General features: G+C 53.1%; 17 protein-coding genes. 9 read left to right on the forward strand and 8 right to left on the reverse strand.

Going from position 1 to position 20,084, the window contains the following annotated elements:
- Positions 1-110: 110 nt before the first annotated feature.
- Positions 111-569, forward strand: coding sequence for an META domain-containing protein (locus FOE74_RS00460; protein WP_188687141.1), 459 nt, complete (start codon positions 111-113; stop codon positions 567-569).
- 102 nt (positions 570-671) lie between these two features.
- On the opposite strand, the gene ygiD is transcribed toward FOE74_RS00460, so the two are convergent.
- The 5 genes from ygiD to FOE74_RS00490 form a co-directional block, all read right to left on the reverse strand.
- The gene (gene ygiD / locus FOE74_RS00465) at positions 672-1,502 is read right to left on the reverse strand and encodes a 4,5-DOPA-extradiol-dioxygenase (RefSeq protein WP_149096646.1); all 831 of its coding nucleotides are present in this window, start codon (positions 1,500-1,502) and stop codon (positions 672-674) included.
- Between the two features lie 307 nt (positions 1,503-1,809).
- Complete coding sequence (locus FOE74_RS00470) at positions 1,810-2,400, reverse strand: Crp/Fnr family transcriptional regulator (protein WP_188687142.1); 591 nt, start codon at positions 2,398-2,400, stop codon at positions 1,810-1,812.
- A gap of 307 nt (positions 2,401-2,707) precedes the next feature.
- Positions 2,708-2,950: a DUF433 domain-containing protein gene (locus tag FOE74_RS00480; RefSeq protein ID WP_149096648.1), complete on the reverse strand. Its 243-nt coding sequence runs from the start codon at positions 2,948-2,950 to the stop codon at positions 2,708-2,710.
- Positions 2,951-2,991: 41 nt separating this feature from the next.
- Positions 2,992-3,933 carry an NAD(P)H-dependent flavin oxidoreductase gene (locus FOE74_RS00485; protein WP_149096649.1) on the reverse strand — a complete coding sequence of 314 codons (942 nt, stop codon included), beginning with the start codon at positions 3,931-3,933 and terminating at the stop codon, positions 2,992-2,994.
- A 95-nt stretch (positions 3,934-4,028) separates the two neighbouring features.
- Positions 4,029-5,027, reverse strand: coding sequence for a sugar phosphate nucleotidyltransferase (locus FOE74_RS00490; RefSeq protein WP_149096650.1), 999 nt, complete (start codon positions 5,025-5,027; stop codon positions 4,029-4,031).
- Positions 5,028-5,345: 318 nt separating this feature from the next.
- On the opposite strand from FOE74_RS00490, the gene FOE74_RS00495 reads away from it, so the two are divergent.
- From FOE74_RS00495 to FOE74_RS00505, 3 genes are all read left to right on the forward strand, one after another.
- On the forward strand, positions 5,346-5,924 hold the full coding sequence (locus FOE74_RS00495) for a LemA family protein (RefSeq protein ID WP_149096651.1): 579 nt from the start codon (positions 5,346-5,348) through the stop codon (positions 5,922-5,924).
- Between the two features lie 183 nt (positions 5,925-6,107).
- Complete coding sequence (locus FOE74_RS00500) at positions 6,108-6,569, forward strand: TPM domain-containing protein (protein WP_149096652.1); 462 nt, start codon at positions 6,108-6,110, stop codon at positions 6,567-6,569.
- Entirely contained in the window at positions 6,570-7,355 is a 786-nt protein-coding gene (locus tag FOE74_RS00505; protein ID WP_149096653.1) for a TPM domain-containing protein, read from the forward strand. It begins immediately after the preceding gene.
- 556 nt (positions 7,356-7,911) lie between these two features.
- On the opposite strand, the gene FOE74_RS00510 is transcribed toward FOE74_RS00505, so the two are convergent.
- Entirely contained in the window at positions 7,912-9,321 is a 1,410-nt protein-coding gene (locus FOE74_RS00510; RefSeq protein WP_149096654.1) for a hypothetical protein, read from the reverse strand.
- Between the two features lie 95 nt (positions 9,322-9,416).
- Between FOE74_RS00510 and rbfA the strand changes: the two genes are divergently transcribed.
- The 5 genes from rbfA to FOE74_RS00535 all read left to right on the forward strand — a co-directional run bounded on the left by rbfA (position 9,417) and on the right by FOE74_RS00535 (position 16,486).
- Positions 9,417-9,869, forward strand: coding sequence for a 30S ribosome-binding factor RbfA (gene rbfA / locus FOE74_RS00515; protein ID WP_149096655.1), 453 nt, complete (start codon positions 9,417-9,419; stop codon positions 9,867-9,869).
- Positions 9,870-9,923: 54 nt separating this feature from the next.
- The gene (locus FOE74_RS00520) at positions 9,924-10,736 is read left to right on the forward strand and encodes a class I SAM-dependent methyltransferase (RefSeq protein ID WP_149096656.1); all 813 of its coding nucleotides are present in this window, start codon (positions 9,924-9,926) and stop codon (positions 10,734-10,736) included.
- 731 nt (positions 10,737-11,467) lie between these two features.
- Positions 11,468-11,941 carry a GNAT family N-acetyltransferase gene (locus FOE74_RS00525; protein ID WP_149096657.1) on the forward strand — a complete coding sequence of 158 codons (474 nt, stop codon included), beginning with the start codon at positions 11,468-11,470 and terminating at the stop codon, positions 11,939-11,941.
- Between the two features lie 155 nt (positions 11,942-12,096).
- Complete coding sequence (locus FOE74_RS00530) at positions 12,097-13,320, forward strand: ABC transporter permease (protein WP_149096658.1); 1,224 nt, start codon at positions 12,097-12,099, stop codon at positions 13,318-13,320.
- Positions 13,321-13,549: 229 nt separating this feature from the next.
- A complete protein-coding gene (locus tag FOE74_RS00535; protein ID WP_149096659.1) occupies positions 13,550-16,486 on the forward strand; it encodes a DEAD/DEAH box helicase in 2,937 nt (978 codons plus the stop codon).
- Between the two features lie 110 nt (positions 16,487-16,596).
- On the opposite strand, the gene FOE74_RS00540 is transcribed toward FOE74_RS00535, so the two are convergent.
- Both FOE74_RS00540 and FOE74_RS00545 read right to left on the reverse strand, forming a co-directional pair.
- Positions 16,597-18,675, reverse strand: coding sequence for a glycoside hydrolase family 3 protein (locus tag FOE74_RS00540; protein ID WP_149096660.1), 2,079 nt, complete (start codon positions 18,673-18,675; stop codon positions 16,597-16,599).
- A gap of 28 nt (positions 18,676-18,703) precedes the next feature.
- A complete protein-coding gene (locus FOE74_RS00545) occupies positions 18,704-20,080 on the reverse strand; it encodes a M20 metallopeptidase family protein (protein ID WP_225840581.1) in 1,377 nt (458 codons plus the stop codon).
- Positions 20,081-20,084: the final 4 nt, after the last annotated feature.

Here is a 20,084-nt window from a genome sequence, read left to right on the forward strand (position 1 = left end):
CGTTTAGGTGCTATTATCCTGAAAAGAGGCCGGAATCGTTCCGGCCTCTTTTGTTTTAAGGCCCAATATTTGCGTTCTGCAGGTACAAGCACGCACAAAACATCATGAAAATGAATTCCAAATTAGCGGCCATTGCCGTCTCTCTCTTATTGCTCAGCAGTTGCGCCCCTAACGCCACGCCGACCACTTCCACCACCACGGCCTCTGTGCAAACCAATGACACCAAATTGTTGAACGGAAGCTGGAGACTTATAAGCCTGAACGGGAAAGCAGTTTCTTCCGCAGATGTTTCGCGCACGCCTCAACTCACGTTCCAGGTGGCCGAACAACGGGTAAATGGCTTTACCGGCTGTAACCGTGTCTTCGGTGGGGCTACTGCTACGGCCACCCACCTTACCTTCCAGCACCTGGGTTCCACCCGTATGGCCTGCGCCGAAGAGAACCTAGAACAGCCGTTCCTGGCTGCCCTTTCAGACACTACTTTGGCATATCAGGTGACCTCTACTCAACTGACGCTGCTCAAAGAGAACCAGCCGGTACTGGTATTCACCAGAACCAAGGCCGAATAAGCCTCTTATCTTTGAAGAAGAAAACCCTATGTTTAGGGGCCGTTTTTCAGAAAACAGCTCCTAAACATGGGGTTTCTCATTGGCAAGTTTCAGGCGTTAAGCTTACGCCCCAATCTTCACGGAAGTCATGGTGAGCGAGCCGCCTACCATTTTGTCGTTGAAGAAGGTAGCCTCCTCGTTTTTGCCCTGGAGGCCCAGCGTGTACATGAGCGGCAGGTAATGCTCTACCGTGGGAATCGCCAGCAAGGCTTCTTTGCCTAAGGCCTTGTAATTGATGAGCGGCTGATGGTCGCGGTTCAGGATGAGGTTTTTGAACTTCTCATTGATGGTGTGGGTCCAGTCATAGCCGCCGCCGTTGATCAGGCGCCAGTCTACCATGCGTAAGTTGTGCACCATGTTGCCGCTGCCCACAATTAAAACACCTTTCTTGCGCAGAGCCGTCAGTTCTTTGGCTAAGTCATAATGGTACTGGGGCCCTTTGGTGTAGTCAATGCTGAGTTGCAGCACGGGCACGTTAGCCTCCGGGTACATGTGCCGGATGATAGTCCAGGTGCCGTGGTCCAGGCCCCAGTCATGGTCAAGTTCCACGTGGGTTGACTTCACCAGTTCCACGGTTTCCTTCGCCAAGGCAGCATGTCCGGGGGCCGGATACTGCACCGCGAATAACTCCTGCGGGAAGCCCCCGAAGTCATGGATGGTCTGCGGGAAGTCCATAGCCGTGATCTTGGTGCCCTTGGTAAACCAGTGCGCTGATACTACCAGCACCGCTTTGGGCGTGGGAATCTCCTGGGCCAGCTTAGTCCAACGCTGGCTGAACTCGTTGTCTTCAATTCCGTTCATAGGCGAGCCGTGGCCAATAAAAAGCACCGGCATGGTATAGTCTTGAGGCGTAAGATCCTCGGTGAATTTTCTGAATGCGCTTAACGTAGTCATAGCTATTGCTCCTCCGGCTGCTAATTTGATAAAGTCTCTTCTTTCCACGTATGTCAAGATTTGGAGTAAAGAATCAAGTTGGTGGCCTGTCAGCCGGGCTGATGTAGCATCAGCCTCTCGCTACCTCAGGTTCACCATGCAAAGGTCGGACTAGGGTAGGCAGAAAAGAATAAGGTAGTTTAAGATTTGCGTGGGCTTTATATTTTGAGCTGCAAATGCCCCATAGAAGAACCTGCCTTTCCCTTTTTCTCACACCGTAGCGCTGCTACGCTGCTCAAAAAACACTTAGGCAGAACCCTCAACAAACCTAAGAAATGGCCTGCTGGTACAAATCAAGACCCTCAGACTTGATAGAACTGAAGAACTCGGGCGTGATGCCCAGGTAAGAAGCAATGTGGTACTGCGGAATGCGTTGGCTCAGATCAGGGAATTTGAGCAGGAAATCCCGGTAATTCTCGGCGGCTGTCTGGGTCATGCCGGAGAGCGTCCGTTTCTTGAAGGCGAAGTACCCGTTCTGGAGCAGTTTCCTGAAAAACAGGTTGAAAACAGGGTACCCCTGCGTGAGTTGCTCAAAGGCGGCAATATTGATCTGCACGTACTGGGTGGGCTCCAGGGCCTGGATGGACAAGAGGGCCGGTTTGCCAAACCCGATGTCGCTGATCCAGTAGTGTTCCACGGCGAACTCCAGGTTCACTTCCTTCCCGGCCTTGTCTACAATAAAGGAGCGCAGGCAGCCTTTCTGCACAAAATACAGGGCACGCGTAGGTTGCCCGGTGTGCAGCAGGAACTCCTTTTTCTTCGCCTCGCGTATTTCACAAATAGCCAGGAAGGCTGCTTCTTCTTCCTGGGAGAGCGTTACGTGCTGGGCGAGGGCGGCGATGAGACTGGTGTGGGGCAAAGGAAAGAGGTATGATGGTTGGTCCTGGATTCAAAGGGCTAACAAGTACTTGCCTGATAGCAGGAACAAGTTCTCTTAAGGTACGATAGGTATTGTCTGGGGCATGTATGACCAATACAGGAAGGGCGTACTTCTTGAAATTCTGCTGGTAGGCCAGGTTCCTGTCAAACGTGAGAAGCGCACCAAATTTTTCTTGGAGTAGAAGCTGGAGGAGTTCTCGTTCTTCTTCCCATTCCAGCCTTTATCACTTACAGTAAAAATTTCATGCTCTGTAAAGTCAAGCTTCAGGCGCTTGGGCAAATTCTCATCAAGCAGCAGCCTCATACAGCTTCTCAATGTTCTTTGAAGTCAAAAGCTTCTCCGCGATACCCAGGATCGCTACTGCCTGTTCTTTCTGAACAGTAGGAAAATCTTCCAGAAATTCATTCAAAGAAATACCTTTCTCTAAATGGGAAAACAGGGTTTCAATAGGAACTCTGGTGCCTTTGAAAACCGGTTGTCCTGCCAGGGTCTCCGGGTCAATGGTAATATATTCTTTGATGCCTGCCATACTCTACACTATACGCAAAAGTTAATTTGTTCTCCGCATCCTTACCACGCAGCGCAGAGCCGGGCTTTGGCGTCCAGGAACTCCTGCCACATCTCCTGCACAATCTCACCGGCGGGCTTGATGTCCTGGACCATGGCCGCGGCCTGGCCGATCTCCAGTTCGCCTTCGTCCAGGTCGCCTTCGTACATGCCGCGTTTGGCCCGCCGTGAACCTAAAAGCTCTGCCAGCTCCAGGTTGCTGGCGCCGCGTAACTCAGCGGCTTTCACGTCTTGGTAGAACTTGTTTTTGAGCAGGCGCACGGGGGTGAGTTGTTTCAGAGAAAGCTCCGTGTCACCTTCCTGGGCGGCTACCACCCGGTCTTTGAACGCCTGGTGCGCGCTGGACTCCACGCTGGCCACAAAGCGGCTGCCCACCTGCACGCCATCGGCCCCCAAAGCCAGGGCGCCCAAGATACCGGCCCCGTTGGCAATACCCCCGGCCGCAATGAGCGGTAGGCTCACCGCCTGGCGCACCAGGGGAATCAAGCAGAACGTGGTGGTTTCCTCCCTTCCGTTGTGGCCCCCGGCTTCAAACCCTTCGGCCACGATGGCGTCTACGCCGGCTTCTTCGCACTTACGGGCAAACTTGACGTTGCTCACCACGTGCACCACCTTGGCCCCGTTGTCCTGCAGTTTCTTCGTCCAGGTTTTTGGGTTTCCCGCTGAGGTGACCACCACCGGCACCTTTTCCTCCATGATGATCCGGAAATGCTCGTCCAGGTCGGGGTACAGCAAGGGCACGTTCACGCCAAATGGTTTATCTGTAGCGGCTTTGCATTTCTGAATGTGCGCGCGCAAGATCTCGGGGTACATGGAACCCGCGCCCAGAAGGCCCAGCCCGCCGGCATTGCTCACCGCCGAGGCCAGTTCCCAGCCGCTGCACCAGATCATGCCCGCCTGAATGATAGGGTATTGGATATTGAAGAGTTGGGTGATTCGGTTCATATTTGAGATGTAGGATATAAGACACAAGACGAAAGACTTTATAAAATAGAAGGGAAAATCTTATGTCTTGTGTCCTGCGTCTTGCGTCCAGACTATCAGTTGCTGAAATCAATCTCGGTGCTGTCGCCAATGTTGAGGCGCTGGCTCAGGCCTTTAAGTGAGGAGTCTGACCCCACCAATGAATCTTCCAGCACGGCATACCCCAGTTCGGCGTAGCCGCCGATGATAGAGTTGCGCACAATGGTGTAGTTAAGGATGGCACTCTCGCCAATGGCCACGTTGGGCCCCACAATAGAGTTGGAGATCTGCACGCCTTTGCCAATGCTCACCGGCGGAATAATGATGGTATTGGGAAACTCTGGGTATTCGGCTTTCCTGAACTCAGGGCGGTTGAGAAGGGTGGCGTTGGCCTGTAGCAAGGTGTCTTTGCGGCCGCAGTCAAACCAGTGGTCAACCGTGTGGGGCACCATTTTCTCCCCGTTCACGATCATGTGCATGAGCGCATCGGTGAGGTGGTGCTCGTCTCTGGTCCTGATGTCGTTGTCCACGATATATTCCAGAGACTCGGCCAGCTTGGCCGGATGCGCTATCTTGTAGAGGCCTACCAGCGCGAAGTTAGACTTAGGGATTTTGGGTTTCTCAATCACCTTGGTAATGTAGCCCTCCCGGTCCATCTCAGCAATCCCGAACATGGAGGGGGTCTTGACGTTTTTCACGCCCAGCATGGTGTGCTCAGAGGAGAAGAACTGCTGCATGTCCACATCCACAATGGTGTCTCCCAGCTGAATGAGCACGTCTTTCTCATGGCGGAAGGTCTCGCGGGCGGCCCAAAGGGCATGGCCCAGTCCTTCGCGCGGCTGCTGCACCACAAACTCAACCTGCACATGGGCGTATTTCCGCTGCACGTAATGCAGGATCTTTTCACCCAGATACCCTACCACCAGCACAAACTGCGTGATGCCGGCCGCCTGTAAGCGTTCAATGATATGCCCCAGAATGGCCTTACCGGCAATGGGCACCAAGGCCTTGGGTTGGGTGTGGGTGTGGGGGCGCAAACGGGCTCCCATACCCGCCACCGGAATGATTGCTTTCATACTACGTTAAAGAAGGCTTTTCATCACAAGCTACGCAATTCTGCCGATTTTCAGCACAAGGCCTCCCCAGCAAGAAGGCCCATTGGGGCAGTTGCCCTAAATTAATGATAGTGTTTTTTGAATATTTCAGCCAGAACCTTGTATCTTTAGTGGAGCCTTTCTCAATGGGCTGAAAGGGCCAAGAAACCCTATTTTAGCTCCCTTTAAAGGAATTTACGGCAAAAACGCATATTTTCTGCCTCTACTACGTATAGAGGTTGCCCATTACTGATAAGTACATACCTCATCAACCCTGATTCTGAATAAACATCCTGAACTATGAAAAAACTATTGCTTTACCTTGTTGGCTTCGTGATCCTGGCCTCCCAAAGCTCCTGCGGCTATAATGACATGGTGCAGAAAGACGAACAAGTCTCCAGCCAGTGGGCGCAGGTGCAGAACTCCTACCAACGCCGGGCCGACTTGGTGCCTAACCTGGTGAACACCGTGAAAGGGGCCGCCAACTTTGAGAAAGAGACCCTTACCCAAGTCATAGAAGCGCGCGCTAAAGCCACCAGCATCCAACTGAACGCCGACCAGCTGACCCCTGAGAACATGGAGAAATTCCAGGCGGCCCAGAGCCAGCTGAGCGGCTCACTCTCCCGCCTGATGGCCACCGCGGAGGCTTACCCAGACCTGAAAGCAAACCAGAACTTCCTGGAGCTGCAGGCACAGCTGGAAGGCACTGAGAACCGCATCTCGGTGGAAAGGCAGAAATTCAACACCACCGTGCAGGACTACAACACCTACATCAGGGCGTTTCCGCGAAACTTCTTTGCCGGCTGGTTTGGCTTTGAGAAGAAAGGGTACTTCCAGGCAGATGCCGGCGCCCAGAACGCTCCTACGGTACAGTTCTAGATAGATTTTAGACACAAGACGTAAGACAAAAGACGCAGGACTATTATAGTGTTGCGCTCTTAGCGGTCTGCCTCTTCTAACTCTACCTCGCCCTTTTCAGCCTGTTTTATATAAAACAGGCTGAAAAGGCATTTCCTAAAAACGACTCAGGACTCATCACTCAAGACTCAGAACTCTTTTAATATGCCCCGCGATACCATTACCGAAGCAGACGAAGCCATCATTGTAGAGGCCATTCAGGAAGCGGAACGCAATACCTCTGGCGAGGTGCGGGTACACATTGAAGACACCTGTGAAGGCGAGGTGCTGGACCGGGCCACCCAGGTGTTTGCCTACCTGCACATGCACCAGACCAAACTTCGCAACGGCGTGTTGTTCTACGTAGCCATGAAGAGCCACAAGTTTGCGGTTCTGGGGGATGCCGGCATCAATGCCGTAGTGCCCAAAGACTTCTGGGTAGACATCAACAAGGCTGTGATCGCTGAGTTCAAAGAGGGCAGATATGCCCAGGGCCTCAAGAAAGGCATTCTCATGGCGGGTGAGCAGCTCAAGAATTATTTCCCATATGCCGGGGACCACAAGGATATCAATGAACTGTCTGACGATATCTCCTTTGGCTCAACCCTGGACGAGAATCAAAAATAAATGAGAAAATCAATCTGGCTTCTGGGGGTATTATTGCTTTGGGCAGGACTAGGGCTGGCGCAGGATTTCCCGCCGCGCCCATCCCCGCCGCGCCTGGTCAATGACCTGGCCAATATTCTCTCGCCAGAGCAGGAGCAGGCCCTGGAGCAGAAACTAGTCAACTACAATGACAGCACCTCCACCCAGATTGCCATTGTCAACATCACCTCTATTGGCGGCTATGACATCTCAGATTATGCTTTCAAGCTAGCCGAGCAGTGGGGCATAGGCCAGCAAGGCAAAAACAACGGCATCTTGATCCTCACCGCGGTCAACGAGCGGCGCGTATTCATTGCCACCGGTTACGGCATGGAAGGCGTGGTGCCAGACGCTATTGCCAAACGCATCACGGAGTACACCATCAAACCCGAGTACCAGAAAGGTGACTACTATTCAGGGTTAGACAAAGGCACCAGCTTCATCATTGATGTGGCCAGAGGCGAATACAAGGCAGATCCCCGCCAGCAGCGCCAGGGCAAGGAAGAAGGAGGAATCCCGATTCTCTGGATTGTCATTGGCATCATGATCCTCATCTTCATCATTAGTCGGCGCGGTGGTGGCGGAAGAGGTGGCCGCCGGGGCATGCGTACCCTGGGCGGACCTTTCTTCCCACCAGTGATCTTCGGGGACTTCTCCGGCGGACGCGGCATCTTTGGTGGCGGAGGGGGTGGCTTCGGCGGCGGAGGCGGTTTCGGAGGCTTCGGTGGCGGCGGCTTCGGTGGCGGCGGGGCTGGTTCCAGCTGGTAACAGCCCACCCAGATCAGCTTAGTTCACCTAAACATTCTCAAGCGTTTCAGGACTGTTTTACCAAAAACTGGCCTGAAACGCTTTTTTTCTTCCCTTTTCAGCTTTTTTTTTCTCAGCCCCAAGCAGCAAAGTTGTGAGCACTCCACTGATCTTCCTATGGCGCGGAAGCTATTTCCGTACCTCGCAATTTCTGGTTGGCAGGCGTCTTTGCTAGTACGTGTGGCTCTTTTCTTCCCTTGTTATCCCTTCCGTGGCGGCTTATCTTATAGGTGTTGGAGTTCTTCCCAGCCCCTGGAATTAGGTTTGCGATGTCATATTTAGAGGGGGAATGGCTTCTCAGGGTCAGACCGGCTGAAGGAATGGGGTAAAGGTAGGAATGCGTGGGAAGACAAGGCATGCCTTGTCTCTACGGGACCACCGCCACGGGGCTGATCTCGATCACCTTCCTGCCAATTTCTTCCTTTCCTACTACTTTCAATACCAGTAAATCACAAGGATAGAGATTATCAGATTTGTGCCTCTTTTTCAGAAAGCAAGCCTAAAACAGCCGCACTTCTTACCGGACGCGGCGGTAAAAGGGTCCGTTCTCTACCTTTTCATACCGCTGGAACACGGTGGGCAGCTTGTATTGCAGCTCAGGCATGAGGTTCTGCTGGTCTACAATATAGGTAGGAGGGTCTTTGCGCAAATCCTGCATGATGGTGAACAGGGCTTCATAATAGTTCAGTCGGCCAAAATAGGGTTTTGCTAAATCCCAGCGCAGGTACGGTGAGCCCAGGCTGTTTTGCTGGTAATAATTCAAATCGGGGCCTAAAACCAGTAACCGTTCCCCTTGTATCTGCCGGTATTTGGGGTGGTCTTTCACCTGCACCCGCTCCGGCTCAATCTGGAGGGCCGGATACACCAGCCCCAAGGGGTTGAACCGCATGGCCATCACGCCCGCCACCACCACTAGGAAAAGAAGTTCGGCTATCCAGAGGCGGTTCCCCCACCAACTGAACAGGAAGATCCCAAAGTAGGCGAGCAGGGGCAACAGCAGCACCAGGCCTTTCACAGAGCCATCGTGCCCACTAATGAGTACCAACACCACCACAATGGCCCAGATGAGCATAAACTGCAGGAACCGCGCCTGGTAGTTCAGCCCCAGCGTCACCAAGGGCAAACTCAGGAAAGACAGCACCAGAAAGCCCAGGGGCAGCGCGGCCACGGTCAACACCTGGCTCAGCGGCAGGCCAAAGTCAAAGGAAAACTGCCAGGACCACGTCAGGCCCAGCTCCAGGAACGGCCCCAACGAGTTCTGGTACAGGAAATAGGTCAGCAACACCGTAAACGGGAACACCAGCCCCGTGAGCATTAAGAGCGTGCTGCGGAAGGCCCCCGAGGCAAAATAGATGATGGCAAAGAAGCCCAGCACCAGAAACCACACCAGCGGCAGGTAGCATAGGGCAGCCAGCCCCAGCATGAAGCCCGCCTTGAACAGGCGGCCCGCGTTGGAGGCTTCTTTGGAGATGGCCGTGAGGCTGAATACCGCCAAGAGAACAAACGTGTGGCCCAGCAGCAGGGGAGAGAGCACATCCAACTCAAAGAAGATACTGCCAAACAGCAGGAACAGCAAGGCCGGCACGTAAGACTTGAAGGGGTGTACCTGGTTTCGGTTAAAAATAGAATTCAGCAAAAACGCCTGGTAGCCTATCAGAAACGTGGCCAGCAACCGGTGCGCCAGCACAGACCGGGGCGCCACCATATCCAGGAACCAGTACACCGCCGCAGAAAGCGGGGCCGTGGTGTCATACACATCTTGGTACAGCGTGAAACCCTGGTGCAGGCGCTCGCCAAGCAGCAGGTGGTGCAACTCAGAAAGCGTGGTAGGAAGCCCAAAAATGAGCAACGGAAGCCGGATGAGGAGAAACAGCAGTACCAACACCACCCACCTGGACGGAAACAAACTGCGGAAGAATCGTATCAAGCAATGCGCGGCTTAGCCTTCTCTCTGGCCCAATGGCAAAGAGGACGGCGGTTTGTGGGGTAAAAATGTGAAATTAATACGATATTTGCTGAACCATGGAAAGTAAACGCCAACAAAAATTCGCCCGCCTGATTCAAAAGGAACTTGCTGAGATCTTTCAGCGCGACGTTTCGCACTTGTTTCAGAGCAGCTATATATCCGTGAGCGGAGTAGCCGTATCACCAGATCTGGGCGTGGCCAAAGTACATTTGAGCCTGTTGCTCAACCCTAACGGGCGCGACATGCTCAATGAGATCAAGGTCCACACTAAGACCATTCGGCATGAACTGGCCAAGCGCATCAAGAACCAGGTGCGCGTGATTCCTGAGTTGATCTTTTATCTGGATGACACCGCTGAGTACGCCGCCAAGATGGACAAGATCATCGCCGGGCTGGACATTCCCTCAGAATCAAAGGAAGACCCTACCAACCCTTTCCGTACCGAGGAAGATTATTATTTATCTGATGAAGACGGAGAAGATACGGAGGAAGACGCCGAAGAGCGTTAATCTCAAGGGCCCTTTTCCACTTCCCGTCACGCAAGCCAGCCACTAGACCCACCCATGCAGTACGACCCCATCAAACGCGTTCTGGGGGAGGCGTTCAACAAGACGCCTTTCCTACGCAAGCTCTTCTACCACCTCCTAGACCTGCTTCTGCTGCGCACGTGGCACATCCACAAGGAACTGCGGGCCTGGGCCAAAGGCAAACGCCAGCAGCCCGTGCAGATCCTGGACGCCGGCTCAGGCTTTGGCCAATACAGCTACTACCTCTCTGGCATGAGCGACAAATGGCGCATTCTGGCCGTAGACGTGAAAGACGAGCAGATCGCTGACTGCGCCAACTTCTTCCAGAAGATTGGGCGCCACAACGTGATGTTCCGGAAGGAGGACCTGGTCACCTACCAGGAGCCGCAGCCTGCCTTTGACCTGGTGCTGTCTGTAGACGTGATGGAGCATATTCTGGAAGACGTGGAGGTGTTCAGGAACTTCCACGCCTCTATGCGGCCGGGTGGCATGCTGCTGATCTCCACCCCCTCAGACCAGGGCGGATCAGACGTGCACGGCGACGAGGAAAGCTCTTTCATTGAAGAGCACGTGCGTGATGGCTACAACATCCAGGAAATTCAGCAGAAACTGAAGAGCGCCGGCTTTAGCCGTACCCAGGCGCATTACTCCTACGGTACCCCAGGCAAAATCTCCTGGCGCCTGAGCATGAAATATCCTATTCTCATGTTGGGCACCACCAAGCTGTTCTTTCTTATTTTACCATTTTACTACCTATTGGTGTACCCGTTCTGCCTGGTGCTGAACTGGTTAGACACCCACGGCAAACACGCTACCGGCACGGGTCTGATTGTGAAAGCCTGGAAATAGAGGAAATCCCTTCAAACAAAAACGCTGGTTGCCCTTCATCTTTGGTAAAAATCAAGATAATGGACAGCCAGCGTTTTTTGTTACTTTACTTTCTGCCTTTGCTCTGGTTTGCTCCTGCAGGGAGAAGGAAGGTAGACCCAGCAACCTATTGCCATCCAAGACCTGGAGACGTGCTTTATTGGATAAACATGTGGCGACAAGCCCCGCAGATAGGTTGGCTATGATTTGGTGGCAACCTGTCAAAGAGATGATACCTACAGCGCCAACGGAACATTGACCACACGGCAGGGTCCCATAAAATGCAGCCGCCGCCAGCCTTTTACCTAGGCCGTTCCTTATTCGATAAAAACACTAAGCAATTAGTGATTGCCAGCCACACGTACGCCACGGCTGAAGAATCTAGCAGCCAGATAAAATATTATGCAGTTACCGCTCCTGGTTCCGGCTACGGCAGACTGATCTTTCTTCTGGAATAACGGTTAGCCACAAAGGGAAAGAAAACGGCATTGGAAGGCTGCAAATAGCTGCTCAGGCCTAGCGTAAAGGTATTTTCCAACCTCAGGCGCTCTCTTGGGGGCGCTGCACCAAAGAAGAGGAGAGAAGGTTTTAGAATTACCGCTAGCTTTAAAAAACCAGCCTCAGAACGGTCTCATTATTTGCACTTTGACAATCTCACAAGAACAGCTACCTTCACCGGAAAGATACTTGTCACCAGTAGCTATTCCATGCATATGATAGAGTTAGTCAGAACAGATTCAACCAATCATAATTTTGTAGAGCTTGTTTCCCTTTTAGACGCTGATCTTCACGTAAGGGACGGAGATGACCATTCGTTTTACGCCCAGTTTAATAAAATCAATGCCATAAGGCACGTGGTGGTAGCTTATGACAACCAATTGGCAGTAGGCTGCGGTGCCATTAAAGCGTATTCATCAGATACCTTGGAAGTAAAGCGCATGTTTGTGCTACCTGAGTTTCGGGGGCAGGGAATTGCCAGGATAGTTCTGGCAGAACTGGAGCAGTGGGCGGCAGAACTGGGCTATGCCTCCCTGATTCTGGAAACCGGCAAAGCACAGCCAGAGGCCATCACGCTGTACACCAAAAGCGGCTACCAGGTGATCCCCAACTTTGGGCAGTATGAGAACATAGAAAACAGCATCTGCATGCGCAAGCCCGTTGCCCAACGGGCCGCGAATGAACGATAAGCTTGGGATAACCTCTAAAAAGACGTAGATTCGGGCTTTCTTGGGCAGAAAACAGAACCCTTCTGCCTGAGAACAGTAAAGGTGACCTGAACGGGGAAAGCGAAATCTCCCCTCTGGCACCCTGGTCCATCCCTTATTCACTCATTCCCACGTAAATGAATGTTGCCCTTTTTATCGCCCGGCGGTACTTTTTCTCCAAGAAGAAGCGCAACATCATCAATATCATCTCCATCATTGCCATGATTGGCGTGGGGGTGGGCACCATGGCCCTCATTGTGGTGCTCTCGGTGTTCAACGGCCTGGAAGACCTGATACGGTCCCTGTACGGCAAGTTTGACCCTGAGATCAAGATCACCACCGTAGAGGGCAAGTCCTTTGAGACCAACGCCCAGCTTTTGGACCGCCTCCGGAAAACCCCGGGCGTGGCCTTGCTCACCGAGGTCATTGAAGACAACGCCCTGCTCCGCTACAATGACCGCCAGATGGTGGTGAAGGTGAAGGGCGTGAGCGACAACTTCTTCCAGCAGAACCAGATTGACTCCGCTATTGTGGACGGGGATTACCGCCTCATCCGCGACGGCAAGCAGTTTGCCCTCATTGGCCGCGGCGTGCAGTACCAACTCTCCATCAGGCCAGAGAACCCCTTTTCGCCGCTGCAGTTCCTGTACCCCAAGGCCGGCAAGAAAACCATCATCAACCCAGAGAACGCTTTCCGGCAGTTAGGTATCCAGGCGGGGGGCATCTTCGCCATTGAGCGCCAGTATGATGACCAGTACGTGTTTGTGCCCCTGGCCTTCGCCGAGGAACTGTTGAGCTACGGCAACAAACGCACGTCCCTTGAGATCAAGGCAAAACAGGCCAAAGACATTGACCAGGTCAAGGCCGCGCTGCAAGACGTACTAGGCCCGGGCTTCAAGGTGCAGAACAGCGAGGAGCAGCACGTGAGCCTGCTGCGCGCCGTGAAAGTAGAGAAGCTCTTCGTTTTTGTCACCTTCACCTTTGTGCTGCTCATTGCCTCCATCAACATTTTCTTCTCGCTCTCCATGCTGGTGCTGGACAAGCAGAAAGACATCGCCATTCTGTCGTCGTTGGGGGCAGACCCGGCCACCATCAGGCGGGTATTCCTGCTGGAAGGCGCCATTGTGGCCTTCTCAGGGGCTGTAGTGGGCCTGGTAGTGGGGTTCTCCATCTGCTGGTTGCAACAGACGTTCGGGTGGGTGTCTATGGGGATGAGCACCTCGGTGGTAGAGGCGTACCCGGTTCTCATGCGCCCCATTGATTTCCTGCTCACCGCCGTAGCCATTATCCTTATCACGCTGCTGGTGTCCATCAGGCCAGCCCGCAAAGCGGCGGCCCTCTCTATCAGAGAGAATCTGTAGACTGCTTTTCCGGCTTCTTTTCCATGAAATAGCCCTGGCGCAGGTGTACCCCGGTATACTACCTGTCTTTTGCTTTTTAAGCCAATTTTTGCGGTAGATTTTTAAAAAGTGGCAGGAAAACGCCCCTCTATATGTTAAATATTTCATTTTGAGGGAAATTTTATGTCATTTCCTTCGGTGAGAAAAAGATTTTGTTGTACTTTCAATATTGGGATAGGACGCATTGGCCATGAAAGTATACACCACACAGCCTTTTCAAATTATTTATTCTCTCTGTGAGCATGAATATCTAGGCTATTTGTTTCAGTCTTTTGTGGTGCAGGTCAACTCCAAGCGCCAGCTCACCCTCCAGCACCAGAACATCTCCACTAAAAACGCAGAAGAGTTCTCTTCCCGGCTCAATGAAACGGATTTCCAGCTCATTGAGCTCATGGACCAGATTCAGCAAGATGCGGTGCTCAAGAAGTTCTCGGTGAAGAAAACCACCCTCGCTGACTTCTTCTTCAAGACCTATGATCCCGTCAAGGGAGACAAGCCGCTTCAGGAGAACATTGAGCACTACGTGCAGAGCCGCATGGCCAGGATCATGGAGCTGCTGCAAGACAAGATGGTGTTTGTGATGGGCAAAGACGGTGAGCCTACCTGGAAGCGCCTTAAAATGGCCTCTGAGAAAGCCACCGTGCTGTTCCATTTCAGAAGGAACGATGACAACACCCACTATTTCCCCACCCTCAAATACAAAGGCGAAAAGCTGGAGTTCCAGTACCAGAATGCGGTGCTGGTGTGCAAAGAACCCGCGTGGCTGCTTCTGAATGATGTGCTCTATAGCTTTGAGAAGCAGGTAGACGGCAAGAAACTGCAACCCTTCCTCAACAAGAGGTTCATTGTGGTACCCCGAAACGTAGAGGAAAGCTATTACCGCAAGTTCGTGGCGCCTTTGGTAGAGCAGTTTGACGTGTATGCCAAAGGCTTCGAGATCAAGTCAGAGCGCTTTGTGCCGGAGCCGCAGCTGCAGTTCTCAGAACTGTTGGTCACGGAGCCCACCCCGGCCCTTTTTGCCACCGCCGGGGAAGACGATGAGGAAGAAATCACCCCGCCGTCTGAGGGCGACAAAATTGTTTTCCAGCTGAATTTCAAATACGGCACCTATACCGTAGGCACCCAGGAGTCCCGGAAGATCAGCGTGAGCGTTGAGAAAACCCCGGATTCTTACGTGTTCCACCGGCTGCACCGAGACCTGGACCGCGAAACCTTCTTCCTGCGCGAGCTTTCCAGCCGTGGCCTGGAGATCAGGAACGGCAAAGCGGTCATGGACAAGCACCAGGCGTTTGGGTGGCTCAACAGCTACGCCAGGGCTCTGGAAGAACTGGGCTTCACCCTCAAGCAGAGCCAGTCAGAGAAGAATTACTTTATTGGCGAGACCAGCGTGAACGTGGGCATCACGGAGACCAATGACTGGTTTGACATTTACGGCACCGTGCGGTTTGGCACTTATGAGATTCCCTTCATCAAGCTGCGCAACCACATCCTCACCAAACGCCGCGAGTATAAATTACCCAACGGCCAGATCGCTATTATTCCCGAGGAATGGTTTACTCAGTACCTGGAGCTGTTCGCCTTCTCTGAGGGTGATGACGAGTTGAAGCTGCGCAAGCACCACCTTTCTTTGGTGAGTGATCTGCAGAACGGCAACCTGGCGCACGTGACCATGAGCCGGAAGCTGGAGAAGCTGCGCGAATTTGAGGCCGTGGAAGACAAACCGTTGCCTGCCGGTTTCAAAGGGGAACTGCGGCCTTACCAGAAAGCAGGCTACAACTGGCTCCATTTTGTGCAGGAATACCACTTTGGCGGGTGCTTGGCAGATGACATGGGCCTGGGGAAAACCGTGCAGACGCTGGCCATGCTGCAGCACCGCAAAGAGAATGGCGCGCAGACAGCCTCGTTGCTGGTGATGCCTACCTCTTTGGTGTACAACTGGCTCGCCGAGGCCCAGAAATTCACGCCCCAACTGCGCATTCTCACCTACACCGGCACGTACCGGAACAAAAGCGTAGCGCAGTTCAAGCACTATGACCTGATTCTTACGTCTTATGGCATTGTGCGCCTTGACTCCGAGATTCTGAAGAAGTACATGTTTGACTACGTGATTCTGGATGAGAGCCAGGCCATCAAGAACCCCAACTCCAACACGTCTATCAGCATGCGGGAGCTCAAGTCTAAGCACCGGCTTATCTTGACGGGTACGCCTGTAGAAAACAGCACCCTGGATTTGTGGAGCCAGATGTCCTTCATTAACCCCGGGTTGCTGGGCACCCAGAACTTCTTCAAGAAGGAGTTCCTGCGGCCCATTGAGAAGCTGAAAGACGAACAGAAGACCAAGCGCCTGCACGCCCTCATCAAGCCCTTTATCCTGCGCCGGCACAAGAGCCAGGTAGCCAAAGAGCTGCCCGAGAAGATTGAGCACGTCACCTTCTGCAAGATGACCGAGGAGCAGGAGCACGCCTACGAGGAAACCAAGTCTTACTACCGCAACAAGATCCTGAAGAACATAGAGGAGCAGGGCACCGGCAAGTCGCAGTTCATGCTTTTGCAGGGCCTCATGAAGCTGCGGCAGATCGCCAATCACCCCCGCATGGCAGATCCCGCCTCAGAAGCGGAGTCTGGCAAACTGGGCGAAGTCCTGCGCCTGACCAGAAACGTGGTGAGTGAGGGCCACAAGGTGCTTATCTTCAGCCAGTTCGTAAAACATCTGGATATTGTGCGGGAAGCCCTGGATGAGCGCAAGATCAAATACGCCTACCTAGACGGTTCTACCAAAGACCGCCAGGCGCAGGTAGCCAATTTCCAGAACGACCCCAAGCTGCCGGTCTTCCTGATCTCCCTGAAAGCCGGCGGGGTGGGCCTCAACCTTACCGCCGCGGACTACGTCTTCATTCTGGACCCCTGGTGGAACCCCGCCGTAGAGGCCCAGGCCGTAGACCGGGCGCACCGTATTGGGCAGCAGAACACCGTCTTCACCTACAAGTTCATCACCAAGAACAGCGTAGAAGAGAAGATCCTGGCCCTGCAAGATAAGAAACTGCAAATGGTCTCTGACCTCATCTCCACTGACGAGGCCGTAATCAAGCGCCTCACCAAAGAAGACATAGAGAGCCTGTTGAGCTAGGCATTTTGCCCCTGTTTTTCAAGAAACAGGGGCAAAACACCCCATCATGAAGCCAGTGGTGTTACACTTACACGGAGTGCATATTAGGGAAGCCCAGCATAGAACCTGCGTTATTGTACCTGTTTATACCCTAGCCCTTCCCCGAACTTGAACAAAGCGTACCCATCGCCCTCTTTGTAGCCAGGCAAATCCTCTTTGTTGTTCTCCACGGCCTGCTGGCTGACGGGCGTAGTAAAGGGCATTTTACCGGTGGGGTTGGTTTTCCCGGTCACCACATCCAGCAGGGCTTCGGGTTCTACCCCAAAGGTGGCCATCACCCCTGTGAATCGGTTCCTGGTCTGGTCGTTATACACCTCGTCTATCACAAAAGGGTTGGCATAATTGATGACCAGTACGGTTGGTTTGCGGGCGGTGAGCGTATTTATGTAGTTCACATCCACGGCGCAGTTGGAAAGGTTGACCCGCAAAGGAGAATCATCAGAGGGGAAGAGTGGCCGGATGGTAGGTTTCACCCAGAGCAAGATCACATCTGCCTCTTGGGGGTTTGAGACAAAGGTTAGCCCCTCGTACTGCTTAGAATACACTTTCCCCGGCCCTGAGGTCATCTTACTATAGTTCTTGGCATATTCCTCAAAGTATACTTTAGAGTTTTTGGCCAGTGGCAAGGCAATTTTTTCATTGCGCAGCAGCACCACAGATTTGCGCTGGGCCTCTTTTCCAGCCTCCACAAATTCCTGCTTACCCACCACTTCTCCCGCCTTCGCCTCGTCTACGTACGGGTTCTCAAAAAGCCCCAGTTGAAATAGCTCCACCAACAGCAGCGTAACTGATTCGTCTACATACTTCATCGCCTCCGGATGCGCTTTCAGGGTTTTAAGAAGCTGGAAGGGATCTGCGTTGCCGGCAAACATGTTGGTGCCTGCCTCCAACGCCTTTATGTACCGCTGCTCAATGTTGAGGTTCTCTACTCCCCACGGCATAGATTCAATAGGACCCGTGTCAGAGTTGATGATTCCTTTGAAGCCCATTTGACCGCGTAAGACATCGCGCAAGAGGGCCTTGTTATAAGCATAGGCCACTTCCTCATACTTGGTGTCCTTTGGGAGCGAGTAATAGGGCATAATGGAAGACGTGCCAGCCCTGATGGCTGCCTGGAAAGGGCGCATATTTTCCTCCATCTGCCCCCCGGGGAAAACAGCAAACCGGCCATATCTGTAGTGCGGATCAAACCCCTTGTAAGCGGATCCTCCGCCCGGGTAGTGTTTGGTGGTCATGGCTACCGAATTCCGACCCAACCTGGAGCCCTGAAAACCTAGGGTGATGGCTGCGATGGATTGGGCAACATGGGCGGGATCTTCGCCGAAGGTGCCTTCAATGCGCTGCCAGCGGGGCTCGGTGGCCAGATCAGCCATGTACATGTACCCTTTGCGGATACCTACTGCCAACCATTCCTGCCGGGCCATATCCCCGAACCGGTGCACCATGGCAGAATCAGCCATGGCTCCCAGCCCAATTTCTGAGGGCCATTTAGAGAAGCCAACCGTAGTGGAACCCGTGGCGCCTAAGGCCCCGGTAGTGATGTGGTTACGGGGATTGGAAGCGAACAGCACCGGTATGCCCAGGCTATCGCTCTCCGCCAGCGCCTGTACCTTGTTGGCCCAACGGGCCATGGTGTCAGCGGGGGCGGTGGTGGTACGCCAGATAAAGTGCCGCATCTTGTGCTGCAGGATTCCTTTGGTAGTGCCTACCCTGTTCATGACCGGGAAGGGGAGTGGTTCACCGGTGAACTGGTTTTTGTCAATGACGATGTCCTGCTCATTGAACGCGCTGGTGATGGGTTTTGTCTGCCCGGAGGCTTCCAGCATAAACGCTTCATTGTACATAGCTATATCGGCAATCAGCAGCATGCCTACTTTCTCCTCCAATGACATCTTGCCAAGCAGGTCTCTGCTTCTTTCTGCCGGGGTTAACCGCCAATTCTCATAAGGGTCTAACTGGCCGTTCCGGTTGAGGTCTTTAAACTGTAGACCGTCTACCTCCAGCACTTTGGCAGAGCGGTACCCCAGGCTGGGCTGGGAAGTTTCGGCCTCGGCAACCGTCTCTGTCTGGGATTCTTTTTTGGCTTGACTGCAGGCCACCACCAAGGCAGCCATGACTGTCAAGAAAAGGAACGTCTCAATATTTTTCATAGGAGTTCAACCTTGGTCCCGCGGGAGGCTATTTATTCTTGTTCAGGTAGTCCAGCACGATTTGCACTTGGGCTTTCACCCCGTTTTGCAAGGCATTTTCATCCACCGTGAATTCAGGATTGTGGTTAGCTGCTCCTTTACCAATGCCAAGGGTCACAAAACTGACGGGAGCTATTTTGCCATAGTAGGAAAAATCTTCACTGGCCGTCATCATAGGGGCCTTAAAAATTTGTTCCTTCCCTAAAACAGCCGCCGCACTGTTCTGGACATGGGAATTGAGGGCAGGGTTGTTCTGGATGGCCGGATAGGCACGGATGTAGTCGAGTTTGTAGGTAGCCCCATAGGCCTTTGTGACGTTTTCGACAATTGCTTTTATCCTGGTTTCCACCAGTTTCCTGGTGTCTTCTGAGGTCGTGCGAATGGTTGCAGCCAATTCTGCTTTTGCTGGTATCACATTTGCAGAATTCCCCGCCTGAAAGATACCGATGGAGACTACTGTCATATCCCCCGGTGGCACATTCCGAGACACAATGGATTGTATTGCACTGACTATGGCAGCCCCTACTACGATCGGGTCAATTGATAAATGCGGACTGGAGCCATGCGAACCTTTCCCGATAATGGTCAGGTTGAAGAGGTCCTGGGCGGTTGAAGCAGCTCCGTTAGGCAAAATACCCACATGACCGGCAGGGAAATTGGGCAACACGTGCATTCCAAAAAAGGCCTCCACGTCCTTCAAAGCCCCTGAATTGACAATATCCAAAGCCCCTCCGGGTGGGGTCTCTTCTGCGTGCTGGAAAATAAAGTAGACGGTTCCATTTATCTGGTCCCGCATTTTAGAAAGGGTAGCGGCGGTACCCAGCAACATGGCGGTATGGGCGTCGTGGCCACAGGTGTGCGCCACCCCTTTCACTTTCGAGCTATAAGGCAAGCCTGTATCCTCCTGCATGGGCAAAGCGTCCATGTCTGCCCGGAAGGCTACAGTCTTCCCAGGATTGGCGCCTTTCAGCACTCCAATAACGCTTGTCTTAGCGGGTTTAATGATTTCTATATTGGGGATAGATTTGAGAACTTCCTCTACGTACTTGCTCGTTTGCTCTTCCTTGAAAGAGACTTCGGGGTTTTGGTGGATATGGCGTCTCCATTTGATGACGTCTTCTGCCGGGACATTCTTCGCCCAGGAGACACTGGGGACATTCTTAGGAGGGGTACTGGGTTGCTTCGTCTGGGCTTGGGGAGAAGTGTCTGTGTCTGTGTCAGCTTCTGTGTCTGTGTCAGTATCTGTCACCGTCTCTGTTTCGGATCCTGTCTTCGTGTCAGTCTCAGTCCGGGTGTCGGATTGACCGCAGGCCTGGAACATCCAGCCACCTAGCACGGTTGCAATGATAATCAGTGTCTTTCTCATAACC

Source organism: Rufibacter glacialis (assembly GCF_008271745.1).
GTDB lineage: Bacteria > Bacteroidota > Bacteroidia > Cytophagales > Hymenobacteraceae > Nibribacter > Nibribacter glacialis.